24 protein-coding genes and 1 pseudogene are annotated in these 22,742 nt (G+C 36.8%); 6 read left to right on the plus strand and 19 right to left on the minus strand.

Going from position 1 to position 22,742, the window contains the following annotated elements; all coding sequences use genetic code 11:
• Positions 1–4: 4 nt before the first annotated feature.
• Entirely contained in the window at positions 5–559 is a 555-nt protein-coding gene (locus GVK91_RS18990; protein WP_159730843.1) for a cysteine hydrolase family protein, read from the minus strand.
• A 221-nt stretch (positions 560–780) separates the two neighbouring features.
• Here GVK91_RS18990 and GVK91_RS18995 point away from each other — a divergent pair, with 221 nt between their 5' ends.
• Positions 781–1,566 (plus strand): alpha/beta fold hydrolase, encoded by a 786-nt coding sequence (locus GVK91_RS18995; protein WP_088162049.1) that lies wholly within the window; start codon positions 781–783, stop codon positions 1,564–1,566.
• A 75-nt stretch (positions 1,567–1,641) separates the two neighbouring features.
• Here GVK91_RS18995 and GVK91_RS19000 read toward each other — a convergent pair whose 3' ends face one another.
• The 6 genes from GVK91_RS19000 to GVK91_RS19025 form a co-directional block, all read right to left on the minus strand.
• The gene (locus GVK91_RS19000) at positions 1,642–2,940 is read right to left on the minus strand and encodes a deoxyribodipyrimidine photo-lyase (RefSeq protein WP_159730845.1); all 1,299 of its coding nucleotides are present in this window, start codon (positions 2,938–2,940) and stop codon (positions 1,642–1,644) included.
• Positions 2,941–3,098: 158 nt separating this feature from the next.
• Positions 3,099–4,154: an NAD(P)-dependent alcohol dehydrogenase gene (locus GVK91_RS19005; RefSeq protein WP_153846724.1), complete on the minus strand. Its 1,056-nt coding sequence runs from the start codon at positions 4,152–4,154 to the stop codon at positions 3,099–3,101.
• A gap of 242 nt (positions 4,155–4,396) precedes the next feature.
• On the minus strand, positions 4,397–4,627 hold the full coding sequence (locus GVK91_RS19010; protein ID WP_046674596.1) for a hypothetical protein: 231 nt from the start codon (positions 4,625–4,627) through the stop codon (positions 4,397–4,399).
• Positions 4,628–4,634: 7 nt separating this feature from the next.
• Complete coding sequence (locus GVK91_RS19015; RefSeq protein WP_153846723.1) at positions 4,635–4,928, minus strand: hypothetical protein; 294 nt, start codon at positions 4,926–4,928, stop codon at positions 4,635–4,637.
• Positions 4,929–5,080: 152 nt separating this feature from the next.
• Positions 5,081–5,668, minus strand: coding sequence for a TetR/AcrR family transcriptional regulator (locus GVK91_RS19020; protein ID WP_153846722.1), 588 nt, complete (start codon positions 5,666–5,668; stop codon positions 5,081–5,083).
• Between the two features lie 249 nt (positions 5,669–5,917).
• Entirely contained in the window at positions 5,918–6,721 is an 804-nt protein-coding gene (locus tag GVK91_RS19025) for a helix-turn-helix transcriptional regulator (RefSeq protein WP_159730847.1), read from the minus strand.
• A gap of 73 nt (positions 6,722–6,794) precedes the next feature.
• Here GVK91_RS19025 and GVK91_RS19030 point away from each other — a divergent pair, with 73 nt between their 5' ends.
• The gene (locus tag GVK91_RS19030; protein ID WP_159730849.1) at positions 6,795–7,850 is read left to right on the plus strand and encodes an SDR family oxidoreductase; all 1,056 of its coding nucleotides are present in this window, start codon (positions 6,795–6,797) and stop codon (positions 7,848–7,850) included.
• A gap of 140 nt (positions 7,851–7,990) precedes the next feature.
• Positions 7,991–8,674: a dihydrodipicolinate reductase C-terminal domain-containing protein gene (locus tag GVK91_RS19035; protein WP_159730851.1), complete on the plus strand. Its 684-nt coding sequence runs from the start codon at positions 7,991–7,993 to the stop codon at positions 8,672–8,674.
• A gap of 962 nt (positions 8,675–9,636) precedes the next feature.
• Here the strand turns inward: GVK91_RS19035 and GVK91_RS19040 are convergent.
• The 8 genes from GVK91_RS19040 to GVK91_RS19075 all read right to left on the minus strand — a co-directional run bounded on the left by GVK91_RS19040 (position 9,637) and on the right by GVK91_RS19075 (position 16,109).
• Positions 9,637–10,464 (minus strand): RteC domain-containing protein, encoded by an 828-nt coding sequence (locus GVK91_RS19040; RefSeq protein ID WP_159730853.1) that lies wholly within the window; start codon positions 10,462–10,464, stop codon positions 9,637–9,639.
• Between the two features lie 305 nt (positions 10,465–10,769).
• Positions 10,770–11,963 (minus strand): NAD(P)/FAD-dependent oxidoreductase, encoded by a 1,194-nt coding sequence (locus GVK91_RS19045; RefSeq protein ID WP_159730855.1) that lies wholly within the window; start codon positions 11,961–11,963, stop codon positions 10,770–10,772.
• A gap of 80 nt (positions 11,964–12,043) precedes the next feature.
• Positions 12,044–12,895 (minus strand): helix-turn-helix domain-containing protein, encoded by an 852-nt coding sequence (locus tag GVK91_RS19050; RefSeq protein ID WP_159730857.1) that lies wholly within the window; start codon positions 12,893–12,895, stop codon positions 12,044–12,046.
• The gene (locus GVK91_RS19055; RefSeq protein ID WP_159730859.1) at positions 12,892–13,302 is read right to left on the minus strand and encodes an ester cyclase; all 411 of its coding nucleotides are present in this window, start codon (positions 13,300–13,302) and stop codon (positions 12,892–12,894) included. The genes GVK91_RS19050 and GVK91_RS19055 overlap by 4 nt, the downstream gene beginning before the upstream one ends.
• 2 nt (positions 13,303–13,304) lie before the next feature.
• Positions 13,305–13,664: a DUF4260 domain-containing protein gene (locus GVK91_RS19060; protein WP_159730861.1), complete on the minus strand. Its 360-nt coding sequence runs from the start codon at positions 13,662–13,664 to the stop codon at positions 13,305–13,307.
• Positions 13,665–14,333: a metal-dependent hydrolase gene (locus tag GVK91_RS19065; protein WP_159730863.1), complete on the minus strand. Its 669-nt coding sequence runs from the start codon at positions 14,331–14,333 to the stop codon at positions 13,665–13,667. It abuts the gene before it with no gap.
• 76 nt (positions 14,334–14,409) lie between these two features.
• The gene (locus GVK91_RS19070) at positions 14,410–14,982 is read right to left on the minus strand and encodes a Crp/Fnr family transcriptional regulator (protein WP_159730865.1); all 573 of its coding nucleotides are present in this window, start codon (positions 14,980–14,982) and stop codon (positions 14,410–14,412) included.
• A 188-nt stretch (positions 14,983–15,170) separates the two neighbouring features.
• The gene (locus GVK91_RS19075; protein ID WP_159730867.1) at positions 15,171–16,109 is read right to left on the minus strand and encodes an AraC family transcriptional regulator; all 939 of its coding nucleotides are present in this window, start codon (positions 16,107–16,109) and stop codon (positions 15,171–15,173) included.
• A 107-nt stretch (positions 16,110–16,216) separates the two neighbouring features.
• Here GVK91_RS19075 and GVK91_RS19080 point away from each other — a divergent pair, with 107 nt between their 5' ends.
• Positions 16,217–17,335 carry an FAD-dependent monooxygenase gene (locus GVK91_RS19080; protein ID WP_159730869.1) on the plus strand — a complete coding sequence of 373 codons (1,119 nt, stop codon included), beginning with the start codon at positions 16,217–16,219 and terminating at the stop codon, positions 17,333–17,335.
• Between the two features lie 161 nt (positions 17,336–17,496).
• Here GVK91_RS19080 and GVK91_RS27655 read toward each other — a convergent pair whose 3' ends face one another.
• The 3 genes and pseudogenes from GVK91_RS27655 to mobA all read right to left on the minus strand — a co-directional run bounded on the left by GVK91_RS27655 (position 17,497) and on the right by mobA (position 18,270).
• A complete protein-coding gene (locus tag GVK91_RS27655) occupies positions 17,497–17,619 on the minus strand; it encodes a hypothetical protein (protein ID WP_262886214.1) in 123 nt (40 codons plus the stop codon).
• 34 nt (positions 17,620–17,653) lie between these two features.
• A pseudogene (locus GVK91_RS19090) lies at positions 17,654–17,830 on the minus strand (relaxase); the annotation flags it as partial.
• 2 nt (positions 17,831–17,832) lie between these two features.
• The gene (mobA, locus tag GVK91_RS19095; protein ID WP_159730871.1) at positions 17,833–18,270 is read right to left on the minus strand and encodes a conjugal transfer protein MobA; all 438 of its coding nucleotides are present in this window, start codon (positions 18,268–18,270) and stop codon (positions 17,833–17,835) included.
• Positions 18,271–19,172: 902 nt separating this feature from the next.
• On the opposite strand from mobA, the gene GVK91_RS19100 reads away from it, so the two are divergent.
• Together GVK91_RS19100 and GVK91_RS19105 are read left to right on the plus strand one after the other, a co-directional pair.
• A complete protein-coding gene (locus tag GVK91_RS19100) occupies positions 19,173–19,469 on the plus strand; it encodes a helix-turn-helix domain-containing protein (protein ID WP_056070316.1) in 297 nt (98 codons plus the stop codon).
• On the plus strand, positions 19,466–19,747 hold the full coding sequence (locus tag GVK91_RS19105; protein WP_159730873.1) for a helix-turn-helix domain-containing protein: 282 nt from the start codon (positions 19,466–19,468) through the stop codon (positions 19,745–19,747). Before GVK91_RS19100 ends, GVK91_RS19105 begins: the two co-directional genes overlap by 4 nt.
• A 24-nt stretch (positions 19,748–19,771) precedes the next feature.
• Here the strand turns inward: GVK91_RS19105 and GVK91_RS19110 are convergent, their stop codons facing one another.
• Positions 19,772–22,735 (minus strand): DEAD/DEAH box helicase, encoded by a 2,964-nt coding sequence (locus GVK91_RS19110; protein WP_235032961.1) that lies wholly within the window; start codon positions 22,733–22,735, stop codon positions 19,772–19,774.
• Positions 22,736–22,742: the final 7 nt, after the last annotated feature.

Raw genomic sequence — 22,742 nt, forward strand, 5'->3', positions numbered from 1 at the left:
GAAATCAATGGAGTTCCAAGTACGTCTCAGTATCTTGAACCTGCGCATAAAAGAATGCCAATGCAGCGAGAAAGGCATGCTGAACCTCCAGTGCACCAACTACGGAGCCATTGATCTCGAGATCGCGCGTCGCACAGGCATCATCAATTACCGTACATGGAAAGCCCAAATCGACAGCAGCACGTACCGTGGCGTCAATACACATATGGGTCATCATGCCCACGACAACAAGTTCCTCGATCTTATTTCTGCGAAGGTAATCCAATAATTCTGTCTCTCTAAAGCTGTTGGGAAAATGTTTACGTATGACAAGCTCGTTTGGCATTGGACTTACGCTTTCATGAATTTCGGCAGCTCTTGTGCCATCAATAAAGAATGGCATTGCTTCGGGATCTGAAGAAATATGTTGAATATGAACCACAGGCAATTTTCTTCGCCTAAATTGGTCGATCACTCTTCTTGCATTTTTACCTGCCTTCAACGGATCGACAAGTTCCATTCCGCCATCTTCAAAATACTCATTTTGAATATCAATGACTATTAACGCGCTATTGCTCATCTATTTTATGAATTAAGTTTACACAAAATTAAGGTGGATATAGCAGCGATGAACTACCAATAAATCACCAAATACTACCATTTTGATAAGAGCGACAAGATGGGATCAACTAGGAAGTGATGTAAATGTTTTACATAATTTCGATCAAAAAATCACCAACAAAAGCTAACTTCGCTGCATATACAGATCACAGAGAGGTGATAATTGCAATAATAGATAGCATGGCATTGAAAGAATTACAACACAGCAAAATATATGGCGCAGATAACGGTGGCACTCCATTAATTGTTCTGCATGGGCTTTTTGGTATGGCAGACAACTGGGGATCCTTTGGTCGTAGTTTCGGAGAGAAAAGACAGGTACATTTACTCGATCTTCGTAATCACGGACGAAGTTTCCATAGTGAAGATATGTCGGTGGAAGTTATGGTAGAAGATCTGCTGGCCTATATAACATCCATTGGAGCAGATAAAGTACTCCTATTGGGCCATTCTTTGGGCGGAAAAGTAGCGATGCAATTTGCTATTGATCATCCCGGAAAAATTGAAAAACTGATCATCGCTGATATAGCCCCAAAAGCTTATCCGCCACATCACGAGGATATCTTCGATGCGCTATCTGCTGTGGATATCACAACACTGGATAACAGGAAAGATGTACAAGTAAAGATTGAACACTATTTGAGTGATCCGGGAGTTATCCAATTTTTATTAAAAAATGTATATATCAGAGAAGATCGGAAATTAGATTGGCGCTTTAATCTGGATGTTTTAAAAAATAAATATACGGAGTTCATCACTGTCGGGGTAAAATCGGGAATATTCAACGGTCCCACATTATTTCTACCTGGAGAGAAATCAAGATATATATTACCTGAAGATAAAATTAAGATCAGGGAACAATTTCCAAATGCCGTGTTTAAAACAATTCCTAATGCTGGTCACTGGGTTCAAGCCGAAAATCCGCAGGCATTTGACGCATTTGTAGCCGAGTTTTTAGATCAATAAAATTAGATACATTGAATGTCCGCTCCTACTTGTTGGTCCTTAAAACCGCTCGTAAGGAGAAGACATTCAATACCATTATTTCAACGCCTTTGCGTAGGTCTTTATCGCACGATCACGGGCAAACTGATGGTCAACAATAGGCTTACAATAGTCTAAAGTGTCTAATTCAGGAACCCATTGTTTTATATATTCCTGATTTTTATCGAATTTCTCAGCCTGGAGCGTTGGATTAAAAACCCTAAAATATGGAGCTGCATCACAACCACTGCCGGCGGCCCATTGCCAGTTACCATTGTTGGCCGACAGATCATAATCATTTAATTTTTGTGCAAAGTAGGCCTCCCCCCATCTCCAATCAATCAAAAGGTGCTTACAAAGAAAACTGGCTACAACCATTCGTACGCGATTGTGCATATAACCCGAACTGTTCAATTGGCGCATACCCGCATCGACCATAGGATATCCGGTCTCTCCGTTGCACCATTGCTGGAATTCTACTTCGTCGTTGCGCCATTGTATGGCATCGTATTGCTTTCTAAAGGACTCCGTAACAACATGCGGATAGTGGTAGAGTATCTGCATAAAAAATTCACGCCAGATCAATTCAGACAACCAGGTCGCATTGTGTTTTAAAGCAAAAGTAACACATTGACGAACACTGATTGTTCCAAAACGAAGTGCAATCCCCAATTTAGTTGTGCCCATTAATGCCGGATAATCGCGGGTGGTATCATAATGGTCAATAATCGTCGCATTCAGCTCTGGTTCTTCAAAAATAAGGTCAGTCTTCAGAAATCCTAAATTCGCCAAAGAAATAATCTGCTGATGGTTTTGTTGAAAGAAAGATCCCGTTGTGCAGGTAGAGGAAAGATGGTCCTCTGGACGTAATTTTTCCCGCCATTTCTTTGCATAAGGCGTATAAACCGTATAGGGTGTTCCATCATTCTTTAAAATATCTCCTTTATCGAAAATAACCTGATCTTTCACAGCTTTGAAAGGAATTCCCCTAGCTGTACAAAGCTCGAAAATTTCTTTGTCCCGACGAATTGCTTTCGGTTCATAATCCCGATTACAATAGATTCCCTGCACATCGAATTTTTCAATCAACTCCCTGTAGATAGCGATAGGTTTACCATAGAACGTATTCAAAGTTGCACCACTTTCCCCGAGTAGGGTATTGATACGGGTTAAAGCCTGATGGATGTAATGAAGACGTCGATCCCTCCTATCCTCCAATTGCTTCAAAATTTCTTCGTCAAATATGAATATAGGTAATACGGGATAGCCCAAGGCCAGTGCGCGAGTAAGCCCGGCATTATCATCCAGACGTAAGTCCCGACGAAACCAAAACACAATAATTTTATTTTTTTCCATAAAAACGACTAATAGTTGACTTCTCTACCCCATGTTAACAATTTTAAAGGGTAAAAGGTTAGCTCAATAATTAGGTGAAATACCTGTATAAAAAAACTGAACCATCAAAGGTACTCGAAATTCCCCTTGATGGTTCAGCATTGAATAATTTTATTGTGCTAGTTTTTCAAACTCGCCATGTCAATAACAAACCTGTATTTAACATCGCTTTTCAATAGTCTATCATAGGCATGATTGATATCCTGCATTTTAATCAGCTCTATATCGGAGATAATATTATGTTTACCACAAAAATCAAGCATCTCCTGTGTTTCGGCTATCCCACCGATCATAGAACCTGAAAAACTTTTACGTGTTGGAATCAGACTAAAAGGAGCAACAGGAAGTGGATGCTCCGGAGCGCCAACAAGCGTCAAGGAACCATCTCGTTTCAATAAACTTAAATAGGCATTGATGTCATGTTGTGCCGAAACACAGTCCAAAATGAAATGTAATGTTCCTGCATGTTCCTTCATTTGTTCTGCATCAGTTGACAAGATCACCTCATCGGCACCTAAACGTTTAGCGTCATCAACTTTAGAAGCAGACGTTGTAATGACAACGACGTGCGCTCCCATTGCTTTCGCTATTTTGACTCCCATGTGTCCCAAGCCACCGATACCCACTATGCCAACCTTTTTTCCTGGTCCCACATTCCAATGCCTCAAAGGTGAATAAGTGGTAATTCCAGCACATAATAAAGGTGCTGTCGCTGCGAGATCCAAATTTTCAGGAATGTGGAGCACAAAATCCTGATCTACTACAACACGTTCAGAATAACCACCAAATGTCTGTTTATTAAGGTGCTTATCGTGTCCGTTGTATGTTTGGATATTTCCATTTTCACAATACTGTTCCAGTCCTTCCTTACAACTATCACATTCGCGACAACTATCTACCATACAGCCTACACCGGCCAAATCGCCAACTTTAAACTTGGTTACAGCGGATCCAACTTTAGTAATTCGACCCACAATTTCATGACCGGGTACATTCGGATAAACGGTTCCGCCCCATTCATTTCGCGCTGTATGTAAATCCGAATGGCAAACTCCACAAAATAAGATATCAATCTCGACATCTTTATCCGTCACTTCACGGCGTTCAATATCCATCTGTTTTAGATCAGCCGTTGGTGCGCTTGTTCCAAAAGCTCTAATTGAAAATGTACTCATACTTGATAAAATTGTTGTTTTCTGTTTTAAATAAATGCATAAAATTCCCATGATACAACACAGATTCCATCCGCACGATAAAATTAACCAATGGATGTGAAAAATGTTTTGAAGGAACGATATCAAAAGTAAAAAGTAACTTTCAGAATGATTTTGCTATAAAGCTCAAATTGATATTTCTTTACGGCTCATCGCATCATGCCTGAACATCTCTAATAGGCTAGCTTTGTAAAGCAGACAGACTAATCAGTATCCTCGACTTGTACAAATTGCATTGCCAAGCCCTGTTTCTGGCATATATTCAGAATAGAAAATTCCAGTCGGGTACTAATCCGCAGAACAAGCAAAAATTGCTGGTCATCCAACAATAAATCAATATTTTTTATCTCCGGAAAACTCTGATAGAGAAAATGATAAATCTCGCTCGCTTTCCACTTCAGCTTACGAGATAAAGAATAAACAACTTTATACATATTTAGATTATTTCAAAATTTTAACGGCAATTTGTTGTAATTGGTGGTTCAAAAAACGCATCTGTTTCAGTTCCTCAAAATCACGGGCTAGTCGAACCTTTTTATTTTCATTTTCCAGTGCAAGAGCTAGGCTATCCAAGCGCTCCACATCATTGTGTATCAATAAATAACAATCAATATCTGGATCCAACACCCCCATCATTTCAGGACGGATCGTTTCCTCTGTCTCCACCATGACCAAAACGCATCTTTCTGATGCAAAGCTATCTACCGACTTTCCTACTTTCGCATTTAACACCATAGTTGTAATCCTGTTTATTGTCTGTATAAAAAGAATCGATCAATCAAAATAGACATATTTTGTATTTTTGTCGAAACCAGTTTCAAAAAAAAGAACAATAAATATACATCCTTACTGTTCAAAATAATTACTTCGCGCTACACTCCGAATTGCTAGCGTAGTCCCTTAACACATATACTTGTCAACCAGGAAAGCCTAGCTTCAAAATCTGGAAAACGATCAAAAAGTAAAACTTCCTGCTCAAAACAACGTGATGTTGTCACTAACATTTCGGATAAAAACAGGATATCCTTTTCCTCTAAGGCCTGAATTTCTTTTTTCCTAACGGCTAATTCAATCATTTCACGAATCAACTTAATCTCGTCGTCCAGCATGTAACGTGTTTTCGAAACCATCAAGGCTGGATCGGATTTCATATCTTCGAATGCGAGATGAAAACGTTTCGTAATTAAATTAATCTGACGTAGTTTTGCTTGTAAAAAACCGACTAAATTATCTTCCAGTGAAGCGTCCCTGTTATAAGTTCTACTCGCGACCTCAAACACTTCCTGACATAGATACTCCGCAATCGCATCAAAGACATCCATTTTACTGGTAAAATAGTAATATAACGTGCTCCGACCCTTTCCACAAGCTTTTGAAATATCCTGCATAGAAACCCTTGCAAATCCATATGTTTCAAACACTTTCATGGATGATAAGATAATTTCCTCTTTAATATTTTCCTGTTGACCTGTCATTACTCGACAAATCTACAAAAAATGTCGAAAAATCAACTACCCCAGCCAAATTTTTTCGCTAGGCGTTATAGGCGCCATTTTCCTAATCCAGCAATAGAATGTGCTCCACAGGTTCAATTTTATTCATTTCTGTAGGGTTAGGTGGTAAAAGGTTTATCCCGTTTCTCCATATTTTTATTGCATTTTTATCTTCTACGGGATAAATATTATAGATTAAATTTGATTTCAATGCTTTTCAATGGGAATGGACTACGTTTTATGTATAATCTTAGTCAGGTGACTTACATCGGTCAGCCCAAATTCAGCAGCAATTTCCTTTAAGGTAACTCTTCCTACTGCTATTCGTTGACGTATCAATGTACTGCGGTAGTTTTGAATATAGTCCCGTAAGGTAATCCCTGCCTGACGTTTAAAGTAAATACCAAGATAATCGTTGGCAATATTAAAGTGCTCCGCCATCATTTGTATCCGCAGACAGTTGGGATCGTAAATATTTTTATGAATATAACAAAACATAGCCTGCAGATCGCGACTTTTGGTACTACTACTACGCAATTCAGGCATATTTCGCTGCAGAACATGTGCAATGCTGAATAATTGCAACCAAATAAGCTCCTGATTTCCGATTTGATCTTTCTTAAATAAAAGGAGTATATCAAAGATCTGTTCTATCACCAGCTTATCTTCCCCCGCTAATTGAAATCCCATCTGATGGGTTTCTCTACTTTTTATGATATATTCCAGCTGTTGTATTGCGGGCGTAGCACCCGAAGTGTCACGACCAAGGTAGGCGTCTGTAAATTTAAGATAAACAAAATGTGTGAGTTGTTCGATTTCAAAATAATGCTGATCATCTGGCCCCAGTAGAAAGATCGCTCCTTCCTCGTAAGGAAATGAATGCCCATTAACGATATGTCGTCCTGAACCCTCCCGAATAAAAATGAACTCGTAATGATTGTGATTGTGTTCGGGATGGTTCCATTCAAGCATCTTAAATCCTGAAATAAGCACCGGTTCAAACTGACGATAACGTTTCATTTCAGAAATATACATAATTATGTTGGATTTTTACATTAAAACCCACTAAGCTTCCAACTAACTTTGGCCTTATAAGTATTAGACAAAGATGAAGACTAGAAAAAACACCGCTTTAGTTGTTGGCGCCAATGGCGTTATAGGCAACAATCTCATAGACTACCTTGAAAAGACGGAAGAATGGGAAATTATAGGTTTATCACGACGAACAAATGCCGATCGGAATAAGGTTCGTTTTATCGCTGTAGATTTATTAGATATAGCCGATTGTATCAAAAAACTAGGCAACTTGGATTCAGTGACTCATATTTACTATGTTGCATATCAGGATAGGCCGACCTGGACTGAGCTGGTGGAGCCCAATATGAAAATGCTGCGTAATGTTTTAACTGTCGTTGAGCCAATAGCAGGTGATCTTCAGCACATCAGCTTAATGCAAGGTTATAAAGTATACGGTGCTCATTTGGGTCCTTTCAAGACACCGGCCAAAGAATCAGATGCCGGACATATGCCGCCTGAATTCAATACCAGCCAACAGCAATACCTCGAACAACTGCAAAAAGGTAAGAAATGGAATTGGTCAGCGATCCGTCCGTCAGTTGTTGGTGGAACGGCTCCCAATAATCCGATGAATCTAGCGTTGCTCATTGCTGTATATGCTTCTATCTCAAAAGAACTCGGTATTCCGCTTCGGTTTCCAGGAAAAATTGGCGCTTTTCAGACATTGATGGAAATGACCGATTCAACACTATTAGCCAAAGCAACGGTATGGGCCTCGACCAATCCACAAGCGGCCAATCAAGCCTTCAACATTAACAATGGCGATCTCTTCCGCTGGAAGGAGCTATGGCCCAAATTAGCGGCCTATTTTGGTATGCAAAGTGCTGACCCGATCCCGCTATCGCTCGAAACAATGATGGCAGATAAGGAGCCTGTATGGCAAAAATTAAAAGAAAAGCATGCATTAAGCTATAACTATGCGCAGGTTTCAGCTTGGCCTTTTGGCGACTTTGTCTTTTCTTGGGATTATGATTTTTTTGCCGACGGCACAAAGGCAAGGCGGCTCGGTTTCCATGAATTTATCGATACTGAACCAATGTTTTATCAGCTCTTTGACGAAATGCGTGAAAAAAGAATAATTCCATAATAGCAAAGATTAAATTTTACCGTCTATTTTTGTAACTTACCTCACTCAAGCACAACCTTTACTTCATTACAAATTCATCCGGTATCATTTTATCGATTCATAGTCAAAAGGATAGCGGATATTTTGATAAAACAAGCAATATGAATACAAAAAAAGCCTTTGTAGTAGGATCAGGAAAACTGGCAAACGCAATACTGGAAGCCGATTATTCCATTCCCAATGTAGAAATTTCACCTTGGCAACCATCCATTACAACGACATCTCCATCTATTGTTATACATGCCGGATCGGGCCGGGAGTTACAAGATTGTCTTGATTTTTGTGCACGTACGGGTTCGGTATTAATTGAACTGTCGACGGGCCTAGAGACCGAAAAACTCGAGACTGCTTTTCCACTTGTCATTTGCCCGAATACCTCCATACTTTTGCTAAAAACGCTCCATATGCTTCAACAATTTGGTCATAATTTCAAAGACTATGAAATATCTATTATAGAGTCTCATCAGGCCTCCAAGAATACTGAACCAGGTACAGCTTATCATATCGCCAACTCTTTACAGGTCGCTCATGAGCGTGTTGTCTCTATTCGCGATGCGAAAACGCAGGCTTATAAAATCAATATTCCCGTTGCCTACTTAGAAAAGCATGCCTACCATCAGATTGTGATCAAAGATAAAAATGATGAAATTAAAATTGAGACCAAGGTTCTCGGACATGATTCTTATTCAAATGGTGTCAAAAAAATCCTTGAAGCATGTGTCAAGAATAAATTGGACAATAGAAGGCATACTGTGTTGGATTTGGTAGCTATGGGGCTACTTTAGTTAAAACTTTCAATTTAGAAAGTAGGTTTCTAAAAGAGGAGTAAAAGAAAATCCATTTGGTTTTCTTCGAAGCCACAACAATTTATAAAATGGGATTTGGGGCTAATTTTTTCATTATATTTATTTTTCTACCACTGCTGGTAATTTTAATGTTATGCGGAATTTTCACAGAAAGACGCTTCTTTGGTTACGCAATTTTATCTCTCATCGGTGGCGCAATTCTACTTTTTTCTTTGTCTCAACTTTTTCAATGGATCGCTAGCCCAAAAATCTTAAAAAAAGAAGATTATTATGGGACTTATCATATAAAACGTGACATATTCCCAGGAAAACAAACTGACTGGCAATACGATAGGTACAATTTTGTCATAAAGGATAACGATTCGATTTATTTCAACGTCGTAAATGCAGGTAAAGTATCCAAAGTTTACAAGGGCAAGATCGAAACAGTTAGTCCTTATGAATCCGCACGCTTAAAGCTGTGGATGGACGCTCCCACTCATCATATTCTTGCGTCAGATCCAACGGTGTACCGAAGTCCTTTAGGCTTCTATTTGGTATTTTATTCGTCGAAATATAACAACGTTTTTTTGAAAAAGACTGACATTCAAGCGTTATTTAACATGACAAGATATTTTCTCTATGTACAGGTCACTGTCCTACGTAATATGCATAAAAAACACCATAAATTGGTGTTTTTTTATTTTAAAGTTTTCAGGAAAAAGCTGTATCGGTTGAATACTAAGCTTTTATAGAGATAATCAAAGAAGTCAGGTAACGATTTGGTAACGGTGCTTATTGCTTTGCTTTTCAACGTGTTTCCGTTAGCTCAATAGCAAATATACAAAAAATTATTTCTGTAAATCACAGCAAGATTTTAATGCGACGAGTACTGCTTTGCATATAGGGAGGTAAAGAAAAAGGGTTAAACTGCTTTTCGCATAGTGAAACACAGCAAAACCCTATCTTTCGTCCTGTTCATCCATTTTTCTAATCAAAGCATCCCGTAAGCTATCAAGGAATTTAGTTCGGTTTATTTTTCGGGATTTAAGTTCCATAAATGTGTGATAAAAGTCGCCCAAATCAACATTAAAAGCACGTTCAAATGTTTTGGCAATAACTTTAATGTCTGCATTTCCATTGTCAAGCACAGCCTGCGAATGCAGTGCATATATCAATTCTATGAGTGCTGTTTTGCTCCCTGTCCAATTTAAATTCGGCAGGTCTGTTGATTTCTCTCTATACGCAGTGTTGTGAAGCTGGTCTTCAAGATAAACTTGTATCAGGTCATTGGCTATAATCTTTGCCACTTTGTAATCGTGGGAAGTGGAAAAGTTGCGGTCTGCCTCAAAATAAAACGTGTCTAAACTTAGCTTAATATCGTACTTGCCCCGTACAAAGAGCTTGTCGTCAATGAAAAAATTATTGGTTCGGTAATATTTATAAAATTCAAGGTTGTTGTCAAAATACCTTTTGAGTTTTTTCAATTCATCATTAAGGTATTTCTTAATAGGTTTTGCACCGTAAGGTTTTTTTGTTTCAATTTTATAAATCGCATTATAGTAAATTAGTTTTGAAACGATAGCAGGTTTCTGATATTTAAAAAAATGGATTTCCTCATCAATATTCTTAAATCCCCTATTTAAAACGTACTCCTTTACTTCAGACAAGTATTTAAGGATGGTATTTATAATGGCTTCTATCCGTTGTATAGAGTAATCGGCTTCAATCTCTAATTCGTTGATTGCTATTTCCAGCTTATGTAGTGTTTCATTATAAAATTTATCCATCAATTATGTTGAATTAAAATGTACATTTTAGAAGTCTATACTTCCTTCGACCCAATAATCTTAAAATTTTATGTTTTTGAACTAACTCCGAGTTTTTTACTTCCTTTCTGAAGGTCAGGTTACCATTAACGGTTTGGGCCAAGCTGTTGGCGGTATGTGGCTTCTTGTTGTCCATTGTGTGTCGTTGTCAGGTCGTGCGTCTGCTAAAACAAAATAAAAAGGGGAAGGAAAAATTTTTGTCTGCCAGTAAAGGGGCAAGCTTTTTGTCAAAATCTGCTTGTCCTACTTGTGTTTAAATTTAACTATTACACATTTTTTGGCTCATTAAGTTGTTCTATAAATTTCTTGATATATTCTTCGGAAGGAGAAGCAAAATCTTTTATTAGTTCGAGTGCTTCTTCCCCAAGTTTTTTAGCCCTTTCCAACATTTGTTTTTCGTAAGTCGCAATGGCAGTTTGTATATTTTCAAACTCTCCATTGGTAAGGCACTCACATATATCTAAAGCATCGAGCATTGCAGTATTTACTCCTTCTCCAGAAGGCGGCATTAAATGAGCCGCATCGCCAATTAATGTGATATTTGATTTCGTTTCCCATTTTTGGTCTAAAGGAAAATAATTTATAGGGCGGTGAATAAAATGGGTGCACGATTTAAAAAGTGTAAAAAAAGTCAGATTCCAATCATCATAAAATTTCATCAAATAGGCACACACTTCTTCGCTGTTATTAAAATCTATTCCGCTGTTTTTAAACCAATCTTCTTCATACAGAGCCGCTGTATAAAACGTTAATCTGCTACCGTCTCCGCTTGGTTGCACTCCGATAGTTTTACCCACGCCCATTGCAATAAGGCTGGCGTTATTAACTAACTCGTACATTTCGGGACAATCTCTTTTTGGATAATCTACTTCGCCTTGAATAAACGTTGCACCTGAATATAATTCTTTGATGTCGGTTACATAAGGGCGAATTTTTGAGCGATAGCCGTCTGCACCAATTACAATGTCTGCTGTTGCTGTTGTGCCATTTTTAAATTGTATTTGCCAACCATTATTTAATTGTTGCATACTCACAAATTGACTATCCCAAACAACGGTATCTGGCAAAAGAGCATCTATAAATAAATCTCTTAATTTTCCTCTGTCAATTTCAGGACGAAAGTGTTCGTTGCCAAAATCAAGAGTGCCGTTTTTATTATCTTCATCAACACAAATGCTAAGGTCTTTATCAACATTACGATATTTATCAGCACCTCGCATATAGTTTGCCTTAAATACTTCGGTTAAACCTGCGACTTCAATCACTTTCAGTCCTGAATCAAAATGCAAATCAACGATTGCACCCTGCACTCGTGCTTCTTGGCTAAAATCACGTTCGTAAACTTTTACGTCTGCACCTTTAAGCTGTAAAAGTCTTGCTAACGTCAGTCCGCCCGGACCACCACCTACTACTGCTATTTTTTTATTTTGCAGTAAATTTGTTTCTTTCAATGCTTCCATTTTTATATCTGTTTATTTGACGGTGCAAAGTAACAGTGAATAAAAAAGGCGGGCAATGTCAATACGAAGTAGGTATAGGACTAAACGAGGTTTTTATTCCGAAAGGTCAATGGTGTTACTCCTGCTATTTTTGTAAATAATCTTACAAAATAGGAATAGTCATCATAACCCAATTCAAAAGCAATTTCCTTTACTGCTTTATCGGAATGATATAATAAGCGTTTGGCTTCCAAAATTATACGTTGTTGTATGTGATGAGAAACCGAAAAGCCTGTTGTGTTCCTAACACATTCATTTAAGTAAGGTGTAGATAGGTTTAACTTTTTAGCGTAATCTGTTGGACGTTTTATTGTAGTAAAGTTACTTTCCAACATTGCTTTAAAGGACTTCGTAACAATTTCAAATCGGGAAAACGTGTCGTGTGATTTCTCTTTGTCTAAATACTGTGAAGTAACTAATGCGATTAAAGTATTGCAACTGTCTTTCAATAAAGAGGGATATAATTTTTCGTGTTTCCTTTTTGAAAGTTTAATGGAAAGCGATGCCGTTTCTTTAATGATTGAAAAAGTCTCTTTTTTTAATGATAACGGTTTTGCGGGTGTTATGTCTTCTAATAGTTTCAGATATTCAGGCGTTATGTTTGCATTGTTAATTGCCATACTACAAATGGTTGCATTTTCAAATGCTATCAATCTGTGTACTTGATTGGGGTGTATATGAACAACGGAAAGCGATTTTATTTTGTGTTTCTGAAAGTCAATTTCAATGGAGGTAGTTCCTTGTTCTTGCAATAAAAATAAATGCCAATCATCTCGATGAGAATGCTCAAATTCTTCGATAGTTTTGAATCCCTTAAATGTTTTTCTTGAAATGAAAATCAATTCGCCAAAATTGGCAGGTAGCGTATTTGTTGGAATTGATTTTTGTTTCATTTTTTCAATTCTGCTAAAACCGATTGCAAAGAGTTAATTCCCCAATGCTCAATATATTTTCCGTCTTTTAGTCGAACTATATCAATTACGTCAATTTTAATTTGTTTTCCTGTCGGGTCAATGTCAAATAGTTTTCCTTTATGTGTTCCAATGATTGCTTTTCTTGTTGTTACTTTGTCGCCTTCGGCAATTTGGTCGTATATCTCAACAACTAAGTCTGGAAACGCAGGTTTCAAAATATTGTTGAAAGTATGCCACATTCCGTTAGCACCATTTGAATTAAGTGGTGCAGTTTTATTGACAAAATTCTCATCTATTAATTGAGCAAATGAATTGGAATTGCATTGCTCAATTACTTCTTTATTGAAGCGTCTAACAATCTTTTTATTTGTTTCTAAATTATCCATTGTCATTTTTTGTCTTTGCCGATTACGCCCAAATGTGTATTATGAAAGCCGTCATTATATTTCAAACCATAACCAAATGTTCTGTCAAATGAAATATGTGCAAACATAATTATTGCAGCTAATTTCCAATTATCGTTGTCGTATGTAAGTGCAATTATGGCAATTAATGCAGCTACAAAACGATAGTGAAAAAGATTGTATGTAAATGCTCCTACTTTGGAGTTGAAAATATAACCCAACATTCCAATATCAGGTAAAAACAATAATGCAGGAAACCACCACCAAGCAAAATCTAAATTGCTAAATAGGAATATGCAAAGTGAAAAAATGAATAATTCTTCTAACTTTAATATTGCGTTCATCTACTTTTGATTTAATGATACTTCTCTGTTTTTATCTACCCAACCTGCAAGAACGATGATAATTGCCATAAGTATGATGAGAGAAATAAATAAAGTCGTATCAGCCTGTGTAGGAGTAGGACCAAAAGCATTGTTTAAAGAAATTAATAAAAGGAATACGACTAACGACCATAATCCCCAAGTGCCTTTTTTATTTTTGGCTTTTGTTATTGAAGTATAAATAAACAGACCTCCAAAGAAAATAATTGTTTCAATTAAGACAGTTGCAACTAAATGATTCCATAATCCAAACCCTACTTTACTTTCGCCAAAAGGCGTAATTGGCAAGTCTGTTGTATGTACTATCAAGTCAAAAAACCAATGACTAAGCACACATAATCCGATTACAATAGCTCCTCGTGTATCTTTTTTGAAAAAAGCATACAAAAGAGCTGTAATAACGCCCCATACCAAACCCATAAAAAGGCTATGTGTATATGGAAAGTGAAGAAATTCAAAGGCATTCATTTTAGTGTAGCCTGGCGTTATGGTTACAGTTTCAATCTTAGACAAAACTAAAACAGGCCAAAGTATGTCTACAAATTGAGTTGCGATGAAGAGTGCAGCCAAAGAAACCTTAGGGGCTACTTTTTTAGCTGCAAATGATAAACCGAAGTGTCCTATAAACATAATAATATTTGTTAGTTAATTCTGCCACAAAAATAAATTAACCTGCCGCCCCATCTCTTGACAAAAATCAAGAAATTTATGAAAGTTGTTTTTGTCGAATGCGACTAAAAGTTTCGGGTGTCATTCCAAGCATAGAAGCAATGTATTGTAGTGGCACTTGATTGAACAGTTCTTTATTATTTTCAAAAAAGAATTTATACCTTTCTTCTGCTGACATTGATAAATGATTGAAAACCCTGCTTTCAACTTGCGTAAAACATTTAATTAAAAATGTTCTTTCAAGGTTGCTCCATTGCGGAACAATGTTGTCTATTTTATTGTAATTTTCTTTTGTGATTGTAAATAGTTCTGAATTTTCTAATGCTTGAATAGTCCAACGTGAGGGAAGATTAAAGAAAAAACTTTGGAAGTCTGTCCCGAAATGCCCTTTGGTTGCAATCCATTGTGTTATTTCTTTTTCACCGGAAATTGCAAAAACTCTCAGATATCCTGTTTTAATAAAACAAAATTTGTCGCAACGTATTCCTTCTTTTAAAAAATAGTCCCCCTTTTTTAAAGTGATTTGATTAAACAAAGCACTTACTTCAGTCAATTCATTTGGCTGAATAATTTCAAAATTAGATTTAATGTATTGTTCAAGTTCTGTCATTGTGTATGGAGTTTGGAACATTACCACTAAGTCTCTAGGTTTAGTGTAGTTCGGGTTTTTTAGTATAGTAATGCCACACCTCAAATATAGTACAAATTTTAATGAAAAGTTGTTCATCCACCTGATGCAAAATGACTATCACCAGCACTAGCCTTTTGTCTAACGTAGTTTTTCGGCGGTGTCTGTTTTTACATAAATTCACTACTGTATTTTTTCGGTTTTTTACCGATATGTTTTTCAAATACTCTCGTGAAATGGCTTAGATTTTCAAAGCCCATTAGATAGCCTGCTTCTGATACCGATAGTTTTTCATCACGTAAAAGTCTTGCGGCTTCTTTCATTCGCAAGTGTTGATAATAATCGTAAATTCCCATACCAAAAATTTGTGTAAAGATTTTCCGCATCTTCAATTCGTTCATCCCGGCAATCTTCGTTAAATCCGCTATGGTGCTTGGTTTGCTCAATGACGAAACGATTTTGTCGCGTACTTTGTAAATGGATTTTAATTCTCTGTCATTGAGTTTTTGATGAACAGATTTTTCTCGTTTCCGCAAACTCTCGAACAAATGAAAAAGCAGTTCCATTGCTTTTAGCTTGTAGTGATAACTTTTTAAAGTGCTTGGCTCATCTTGTTTTACAATGTCATTTACGGTACGCAGAATATCGTCTGTCATAATTTCTTCAATCAAAAAATTATTACTACTGTCAAACAAAAACTGAAAATGTTTGACTTCTTCGTTCAAAAAACTTTTCAAATAATCTATACTAATCGCTATTGAAAGATGTGTCGCTTGTGTATTTTTCGTCATTGGAACTTTTTGAGATATAGCAATGGGAAATACACGTACATAGGGCGTTTCGATAGATTTTTTTATTTTCTTTTTGCCTTGTGTGGTATCTTCAAATACGTTGTAAAAGTGAAAACTAATGCCATCCTCAATTCCGTTGGCGGTTGCTGTTTGCCGAATAAATGTTTTTTTGACAATAAACGAGCCAAAATGCAACATCAGTTCGGGTAGGAAATCATACGATTTCAAATACTTGATTTCAAAGTTTTGGATGTCGTTTCCGATTATTTTTTCAAACCTTGTTCCATATTGGGCTACTTTGGTAACTTTCTTTTTCATAACTTTTACGACTATTTTTAGTATTTATCTGGTTATTTTATTTGTAAAAGTACAAATACTTTTGCATCGTAAACAAGGATTATTATAACACTAACATTTTATAAGCGGTGAAAAAACAGATATTAATTTCAGGTGCAAGTTTTGCAGGATTGACTTTGGCATATTGGTTAAACAAATACGGATATGAAGTGACAGTCGTAGAACTTGGCAAAGAATTGCGTAAAGGCGGCTCGCCTATTGATGTTCGTGGCGAAGCACTAAATGTGGTAAAAGAAATGGGCATCTTTGAAAAAATTAAAGCGAAAGAATTTGTACACGACACCGAAATCGTGAACGCAGAAAACGAAACGCTGGTTAATTTTTCAATCAATGAGTTCGATGAATATCGTGGAGATATTGAGATTAACCGTTTTGATTTGGCGGAAATACTTTATGAAATTGTTCCGAAAAACGAAGTAGAAATTTTGTTTGACAACAGCATTAAAACACTTACGCAGAACGTAGATAGCGTTGAAATAACGTTTGAAAAAGGAGGGAAAAGAAATTTTGATTTCGTGTTTGGTGCAGACGGCACACATTCTACTGTGAGAAAATTAGCGTTTGGTGCAGAAGAAAATTTCTCGAAGTTTTTTGGTGTGTATTTTGTGTTTGCAGAAGCCAATAATATACAAACTGGTAGAACCAAAGACACAGGAATAATTTATCGGGAAGTAGGCAAACAAGCGGTGCTTTATCAGTTTCAAAATTCCGTGAATGCCCTATTGATGTTTCTTTCGCCCAAACTGAATTGGGATTACCGAAATCAGGAACAACATAAACAAATTTTGAAAGAAACTTTCGGCAATGATACGAATTGGAAAATTCCTGAAATGTTAGATACATTGCTGCATTCGGACAATTTGTTTTTCGATGAAGTGTGCCAAATTCATATGCCGACCTGGACAAAAGGACGTGTTGCGTTAGTTGGCGATGCTGCATACGCACCAAGTTTTTTCACGGGAATGGGAACAACGTTGGCAATTTTGGGAGCAAAAAATTTGGTAGATGCTCTTCTTTCTTCAAAGGAAGATTACAATGCGGCTTTTACGAAATACAATGAAACATATAGACCTTTTGTTGAAAGTATTCAAGCACGACTTACACGGGGATTAAAAGCTCAATTACCGGAAACAGAAGAAGAATTACAAGCATCTATCGATTTTTTTAAGCAAAGAGCAAAAGGTTAAAAGCCTTAAAAAGTTGCCTTTTTAGCCGTTGGCTGTAAGTCTGAATAATTGTCTGTCCGTTAAATTTTCTAAAAGTCAGCGGAGGACTGCCCCATACCAAAAGTTGATAGAAGAACTGCCGGTAAAATTAAGCGTAAAGTCCGATAAACGTTCGTCAGCGATTATCCGTCTTGCACCAAATGTTGTAGGTTAGGGTAATTTTTAATCCGCTCCAATTCTCTTTCAATAATCAGTACAATGTCTTGTTTTATCTGACGGTAATTGCTTTCAATTTGCTGTTTCATTTTATCTTCTCCGTGTTCATCAACAAAGGATAGGATTGGCTATCAAATAAGGCGCAAAAGATTGGGCTAATTGTGCAACGGAATAATGACCGTTAGCGGTTTCAGTCATCTTATTGGCAAACAAAATCTGGCCGTTTTCATTCTCCACTTTGAGCTGATTGTATGCTAATGCTCCGTATAAATTTCCGCTTCTGCCAATTTTCGCTATCATTTCTAAGACTGTTTTTTCAGATATTTTGCTTCAAATTCTTCGGTTATCTGAATAATTTTTTGGCACAATAACGCCATTTCTGCCGTTTGCTTTTCTAACTTATAAAGGAAAGCTGCGGCTTTTCTCTCTGAAAAATTACGGTATAACATCTTTACGACTTGGTTGTAATTCACACCAATGTTCCGGAACTGACTGTAAAAATTGGTCAATCGGGTATAATAATCCATTGCCGCCATATTTATTTGTACCGTTTTGATTTCCTTTCCAAACAAAACGGAAGTGATAAATTTAGCCTTGGTATGCATACCAGATTTCTCGAACATTGTCAGAAACCTGACGTTTTCTTCATCTGTAAGCCTGAAAACATACCGATGGGTTGCAGGTTTTAGTTTGGGTTTTCTACCTCCTTTGTTCCATTTTTTCTTCTGATTTTCGTCCATAACAATCCATTTAATTTTTCAACCATTCGACTTCGGAGAAATGGTTTAGCTCCCTGCGTAAGGGCAAGTTGTTTTGAGGCACTATTTTAATTTCGAGTGCCTCAAAACACAACTTGCCGTGTTCCGGTGAACACAATAATCCGTCCTGCGGAACGGATTGGAGTTAGCAAAAAAAGCAGTCTGAAACTGCTTACCATTTTGTCCATAAATACTTTTGTTTTTGTATTAGAAACATCTCCGTAGTTCCTTTACAAAGTAAAGGAACGGATGTCGTTCGGCACTTAGCCAAACACTGCCACTGAACGCCAAATGATGCCATTCAAGAATAAAAGACTGATAAAATCCAAATGAGTAAGATGAAGAGGCAAACACGAATAAACCTTTGCAAACAGGAAAGCATTTTGAAAGAAAACAATTGTACAGAACTGCATACAGATTTACTTATATAGGGTTCTTTGCACACCTGCAAATAAATATGCTTTTACGCTTTTATAGTTGTATTCTTTTAAAAGCATACATAGGTAGATACGTACCAACACTCAAAGTCAATGTATCCTTCCCCTTAAAATTGTTTCCAAAAGAAAAAAACAGAAAAAAAAGAAAGCCGTTCAATTAAGGCGGACAAGTGTAAAAACCAAAAGGAAACGGAATAAGTCCCGAAGGGTGGCAGGGCAACACAATAACTCGGCGAAGCCACCTTATTTGCCCTGCCATTATGCCGTAGTCTTTTGGTTGGGCGGTGCGGAGGGTGTCCGCCTTACCTTTGCTACCTTTTTTATTCTTTTTTGGGTACATTTTCAACTATTAAATTTGGCAACTGAATGCCAAATACTACCTATGAAAGCAACATTGGAAAGTCTAGTATAAGTATCTTATACTTTTGAGGTTCAAATGATGCAGATATGGAAATAACGGTTTTAGACATTCAGATTTTGAAAGCATTGCACAGGGAAGTAAAGGAAGTTTCTCTATTGATTGAGGAAATAACTGCACCCTACAAGGCATTACAACAGGCAACGAAATGGCTCGACCAACAGGAAGCCTGCCAATTACTCAATATCAGCAAAAGAACTTTACAGACGTATAGGGCAAAGGGTATTCTTGGGGCAACACAAATCAATCGGAAGACTTACTTCAGATTATCCGAAGTGGAATTACTGATGCAGGGAGAGCGACCATTAAAAAAGCAAAAGAAATGAACCAGATTGGAAATTCAAACGAGGATATGCTTGCCTTGCTCGAAGCTGTGGTAGGCATCAAAAATGAACTGCTGTATATCAGGGAATATTTCCACCCACTCTTAAAAGGGGAAATCTACCTGTCAGGCGAGCAGGTTTGCGAGATGCTTCACATCAGCAAACGAACGTTGCAACAGTACAGAGATGACGGACTGATACCTTTTATCAAGCTCGAACGGAAAATCTTGTTTCGTGAAAGCGATATTGTAAAAGTATTGGAAGATAACTATCAGCCGTAATTTTTTTGTGGTGGTAATAATTACCTAAATCAAACGTTCTTCCAATTGCCCTTTCCAAATGATAAATCCTTTCTTATTATCAGAATAGTCGTGAACAATTCTTGAAAAATTTTGTGGATTGGTTTCCAAATAGGCTTGTCTTCCTTTTTCTCGGATGATATTCAGTTCCTTATCAATTTGCTTGACAGTTTCCATCAAAACCGATTTGCTTTTGTCGGTATGCCAAATGTAAGTTGCTTCTTCGGTATCTAACGTTTCTAAAATGATATGATAGTTTTGTTCTCCTGTTATCAAAAAAACAAAAGAAAACGGCTGTAAAACAAACCGTAGTTTCATTACATTTCGTTCGTGTCTTTCGGCTAAAAACTGAATGTGCTGTGAATGTTTGTACTGTTTTCCTTTTAGCAAATCTTCTAAAATGCTTTCGGCATCGGCATAAATATCTTGATTCTTTGGAAGTTCATTCGTTGTAAGAATATTTTGTTTTGATGTCGGAATCTGGCCGATAAAACTTTTTTTCAAGAATTGAAATTTTACGCTTTCAACAATTTCTTTATTGATATTTTCAATGTCGGTTGATATTGCTAATTGCGATAAAATCACTCCATTTTCTATTTCAACATAAATCTCAATCATAACAGATTTTGATTTCAAAACCTTGATAAAATAACGTTTCAACACTTCAAATTCGGGTCTGAATTCTTCGTTTTCAATTTCAAAATCAAAGCGTTGGTTACTTTCTTTATCAATGTATTCAAAGCCAACATTGCCGTATCTGAAATCCAAATCGTCTATGGCAATTTTGATTTGTTTTTCAATGACCAAACTTTGTCTTTCAGGAGTAAATTCAGTTGGTTCGTCAAATAGACTTGCTTGTTTGGCTATTTGACGATAATACGTGTTCCGTTTTAAAAATAACTTGTTCAGGTAGTCAATTTTAATATCCCGATAATCGTAAATAGTTGGGTTGATTTCCGAACGTTGTACTCGACCAATGTATTGAATTAGTTTACCCTTAAAAGAAAACGGATATACCAAAAACAGAGAGCTAATATTTGACAAATCCGAGCCTTCGCCAAAGTATTGTCCCGTGGTAATCAGTATCTGAAAATTACCTTGCTGTAAAGTTTGCCATTTGGATTTTCTGTTGCTTTCAGTATCATCCCCGCTTAACGTAATGACTTCGTAAGATTGTTTCAGAAAAAGGTAAAGTGTATCAATATGTTCTTTTCTTTCTGTAATAATGGTAATTCTTTTTCCTTTGGAAAGTTCGTTTTTGATGTCGTTAAGAATGAGTTTGTTCCGTTCCGAATCGTGAACCAAAATCTTTGAAAGCGTTTCAAAATTATCCGTTTTAGAACTGAAAGGAACATCCAAATCTGTATTCCTTACAATGATTTGGGCGTGTTTGAAATTTTCAATTTCGTTGTTTGTAACTTCCGAAATTACATCTCCAATAAAAGCAAAAATCAGTTTGTCATCATTGTATTTTCGGAAAGGAGTTGCCGTCAATCCATACAGATAAAAGGTTTCTAATTTCTCAATGGTATTGCGAAATGTTTCGGCAGGAATATGATGACATTCATCTACAAAGATGGTTCCGAATTGATTGTTGATTTGTTCTATTTGTTTCGGTAAACTTTGAATGGTTGCAATGGTAATTTGCTTTCCAGTCTTCGCTTTTCCTTGACCGATGATGCCGATTTCGTGTTTTGAAATTCCAAGAAATGCCTGAACACGTTCCTGCCATTGTTCCAATAATTGTTTGCGATGCACAACGATTAGTGCAGGTTGTTTTTTCTCTGCAATAATCTTTAACCCAATTATCGTTTTACCCGAACCGGGCGGAGCAACGATAACGCCAAAATCCTTTTTTGAAGCTGATTCAATGACTTTATCCTGATGATTTCTCAATATGGCATTGAACGAATATGAGATTTCTTCTTTAAGTTTTCGGTTGTCTTGAAAATCAAATTCCAGATTTTGTTCTTTGCAAAATCGCAAAAGTTTACCGATAAAGCCTCTTGGAATAATGACTTCATTTTCCGTTTCTTCCACGAGTTTAAAATACCGTTCTTTCCCAAAAGTGTTTTTGCCCGATTTCTTCTTGATAAAAAATTCTGAATTGGCAAAATTCAATTCTTCTTTCAGAAAGTTGATTAGCGGAGTTGTTAATCCGTCCCTTTGAATACGGATGCTTTGTTGAAGTGTGATAGTTAGTTTTCCATTATGGATTTTAGGAATTGGAAGATTTTGTGTTGTTGAAATTTCCTGAAATAATTTGTCCAATACTTCAATTGAAACCCGTTCAATTTTATTCAAAAATTGCCATTGATTTGGATATGGTTCAAGAGTTTCGGGATTGATAAAACAACTATTGCCATTTTCTATTGCAGGTTTGAAAAATGGCAAAGCAATCAAATTTCCCAAACCTTTTCCCGAAAGAAAATCCTGATTGGGAAATAATCTGTCAAAACTGGAACTTTTGTCAAACATCGAAAACGCACCTGATTTTTCTAATATGGAAATGAAAATTTTTCTGCTTCGGATTGCGAGGTAAGGCTTATCAAAAAATACCCAAACGTGTCCGCCATTTCCAGAACGGGAACGCTCCAAATAGGCAGGAATATTTTTCTCTTTGCAAGCGTTTAAGAAATTGATGGCTTCGTCTTTCCAGTTTTGTTTGTCAAAGTCAGCCACCAAAAACCAAGAAGTATTATCTGGTAGTAATGGATAAATTCCAATTTGTTGGATGCCGTTTAAATGTTTTTGAATTTCGTTATCGGTAAATGGCAGATGGGTTTTGTGAGGATAATTTGCAAATGTTCCGCCATTCATTTTATGAGCCCGATAATGGTATGGGTCATATTGATAGGCTGGCATATAGCCGGATTTTCCTGATTTCTCCCAACGAACGGCAAACACGTCTTCTCTGCCTTTGAATAAGGAGCGGAAAGTGCTTTTATTTTCAGGAAGGATTTCACCCATTTTTTGA

It is taken from the genome of Sphingobacterium sp. 18053 (genome assembly GCF_902706145.1).
Classification (GTDB): domain Bacteria; phylum Bacteroidota; class Bacteroidia; order Sphingobacteriales; family Sphingobacteriaceae; genus Sphingobacterium; species Sphingobacterium paramultivorum.

Coding starts and splice junctions, on each gene's coding strand:
- GVK91_RS18990 (WP_159730843.1), bottom strand. CDS start 559: ATGAGCAATAGCGCGTTAATAGTCATTGATATTCAAAATGAGTATTTT.
- GVK91_RS18995 (WP_088162049.1), top strand. CDS start 781: ATGGCATTGAAAGAATTACAACACAGCAAAATATATGGCGCAGATAAC.
- GVK91_RS19000 (WP_159730845.1), bottom strand. CDS start 2,940: ATGGAAAAAAATAAAATTATTGTGTTTTGGTTTCGTCGGGACTTACGT.
- GVK91_RS19005 (WP_153846724.1), bottom strand. CDS start 4,154: ATGAGTACATTTTCAATTAGAGCTTTTGGAACAAGCGCACCAACGGCT.
- GVK91_RS19010 (WP_046674596.1), bottom strand. CDS start 4,627: ATGTATAAAGTTGTTTATTCTTTATCTCGTAAGCTGAAGTGGAAAGCG.
- GVK91_RS19015 (WP_153846723.1), bottom strand. CDS start 4,928: ATGGTGTTAAATGCGAAAGTAGGAAAGTCGGTAGATAGCTTTGCATCA.
- GVK91_RS19020 (WP_153846722.1), bottom strand. CDS start 5,668: ATGACAGGTCAACAGGAAAATATTAAAGAGGAAATTATCTTATCATCC.
- GVK91_RS19025 (WP_159730847.1), bottom strand. CDS start 6,721: ATGTATATTTCTGAAATGAAACGTTATCGTCAGTTTGAACCGGTGCTT.
- GVK91_RS19030 (WP_159730849.1), top strand. CDS start 6,795: ATGAAGACTAGAAAAAACACCGCTTTAGTTGTTGGCGCCAATGGCGTT.
- GVK91_RS19035 (WP_159730851.1), top strand. CDS start 7,991: ATGAATACAAAAAAAGCCTTTGTAGTAGGATCAGGAAAACTGGCAAAC.
- GVK91_RS19040 (WP_159730853.1), bottom strand. CDS start 10,464: ATGGATAAATTTTATAATGAAACACTACATAAGCTGGAAATAGCAATC.
- GVK91_RS19045 (WP_159730855.1), bottom strand. CDS start 11,963: ATGGAAGCATTGAAAGAAACAAATTTACTGCAAAATAAAAAAATAGCA.
- GVK91_RS19050 (WP_159730857.1), bottom strand. CDS start 12,895: ATGAAACAAAAATCAATTCCAACAAATACGCTACCTGCCAATTTTGGC.
- GVK91_RS19055 (WP_159730859.1), bottom strand. CDS start 13,302: ATGGATAATTTAGAAACAAATAAAAAGATTGTTAGACGCTTCAATAAA.
- GVK91_RS19060 (WP_159730861.1), bottom strand. CDS start 13,664: ATGAACGCAATATTAAAGTTAGAAGAATTATTCATTTTTTCACTTTGC.
- GVK91_RS19065 (WP_159730863.1), bottom strand. CDS start 14,333: ATGTTTATAGGACACTTCGGTTTATCATTTGCAGCTAAAAAAGTAGCC.
- GVK91_RS19070 (WP_159730865.1), bottom strand. CDS start 14,982: ATGACAGAACTTGAACAATACATTAAATCTAATTTTGAAATTATTCAG.
- GVK91_RS19075 (WP_159730867.1), bottom strand. CDS start 16,109: ATGAAAAAGAAAGTTACCAAAGTAGCCCAATATGGAACAAGGTTTGAA.
- GVK91_RS27655 (WP_262886214.1), bottom strand. CDS start 17,619: ATGAAACAGCAAATTGAAAGCAATTACCGTCAGATAAAACAAGACATT.
- mobA (WP_159730871.1), bottom strand. CDS start 18,270: ATGGACGAAAATCAGAAGAAAAAATGGAACAAAGGAGGTAGAAAACCC.
- GVK91_RS19100 (WP_056070316.1), top strand. CDS start 19,173: ATGGAAATAACGGTTTTAGACATTCAGATTTTGAAAGCATTGCACAGG.
- GVK91_RS19105 (WP_159730873.1), top strand. CDS start 19,466: ATGAACCAGATTGGAAATTCAAACGAGGATATGCTTGCCTTGCTCGAA.
- GVK91_RS19110 (WP_235032961.1), bottom strand. CDS start 22,735: ATGGGTGAAATCCTTCCTGAAAATAAAAGCACTTTCCGCTCCTTATTC.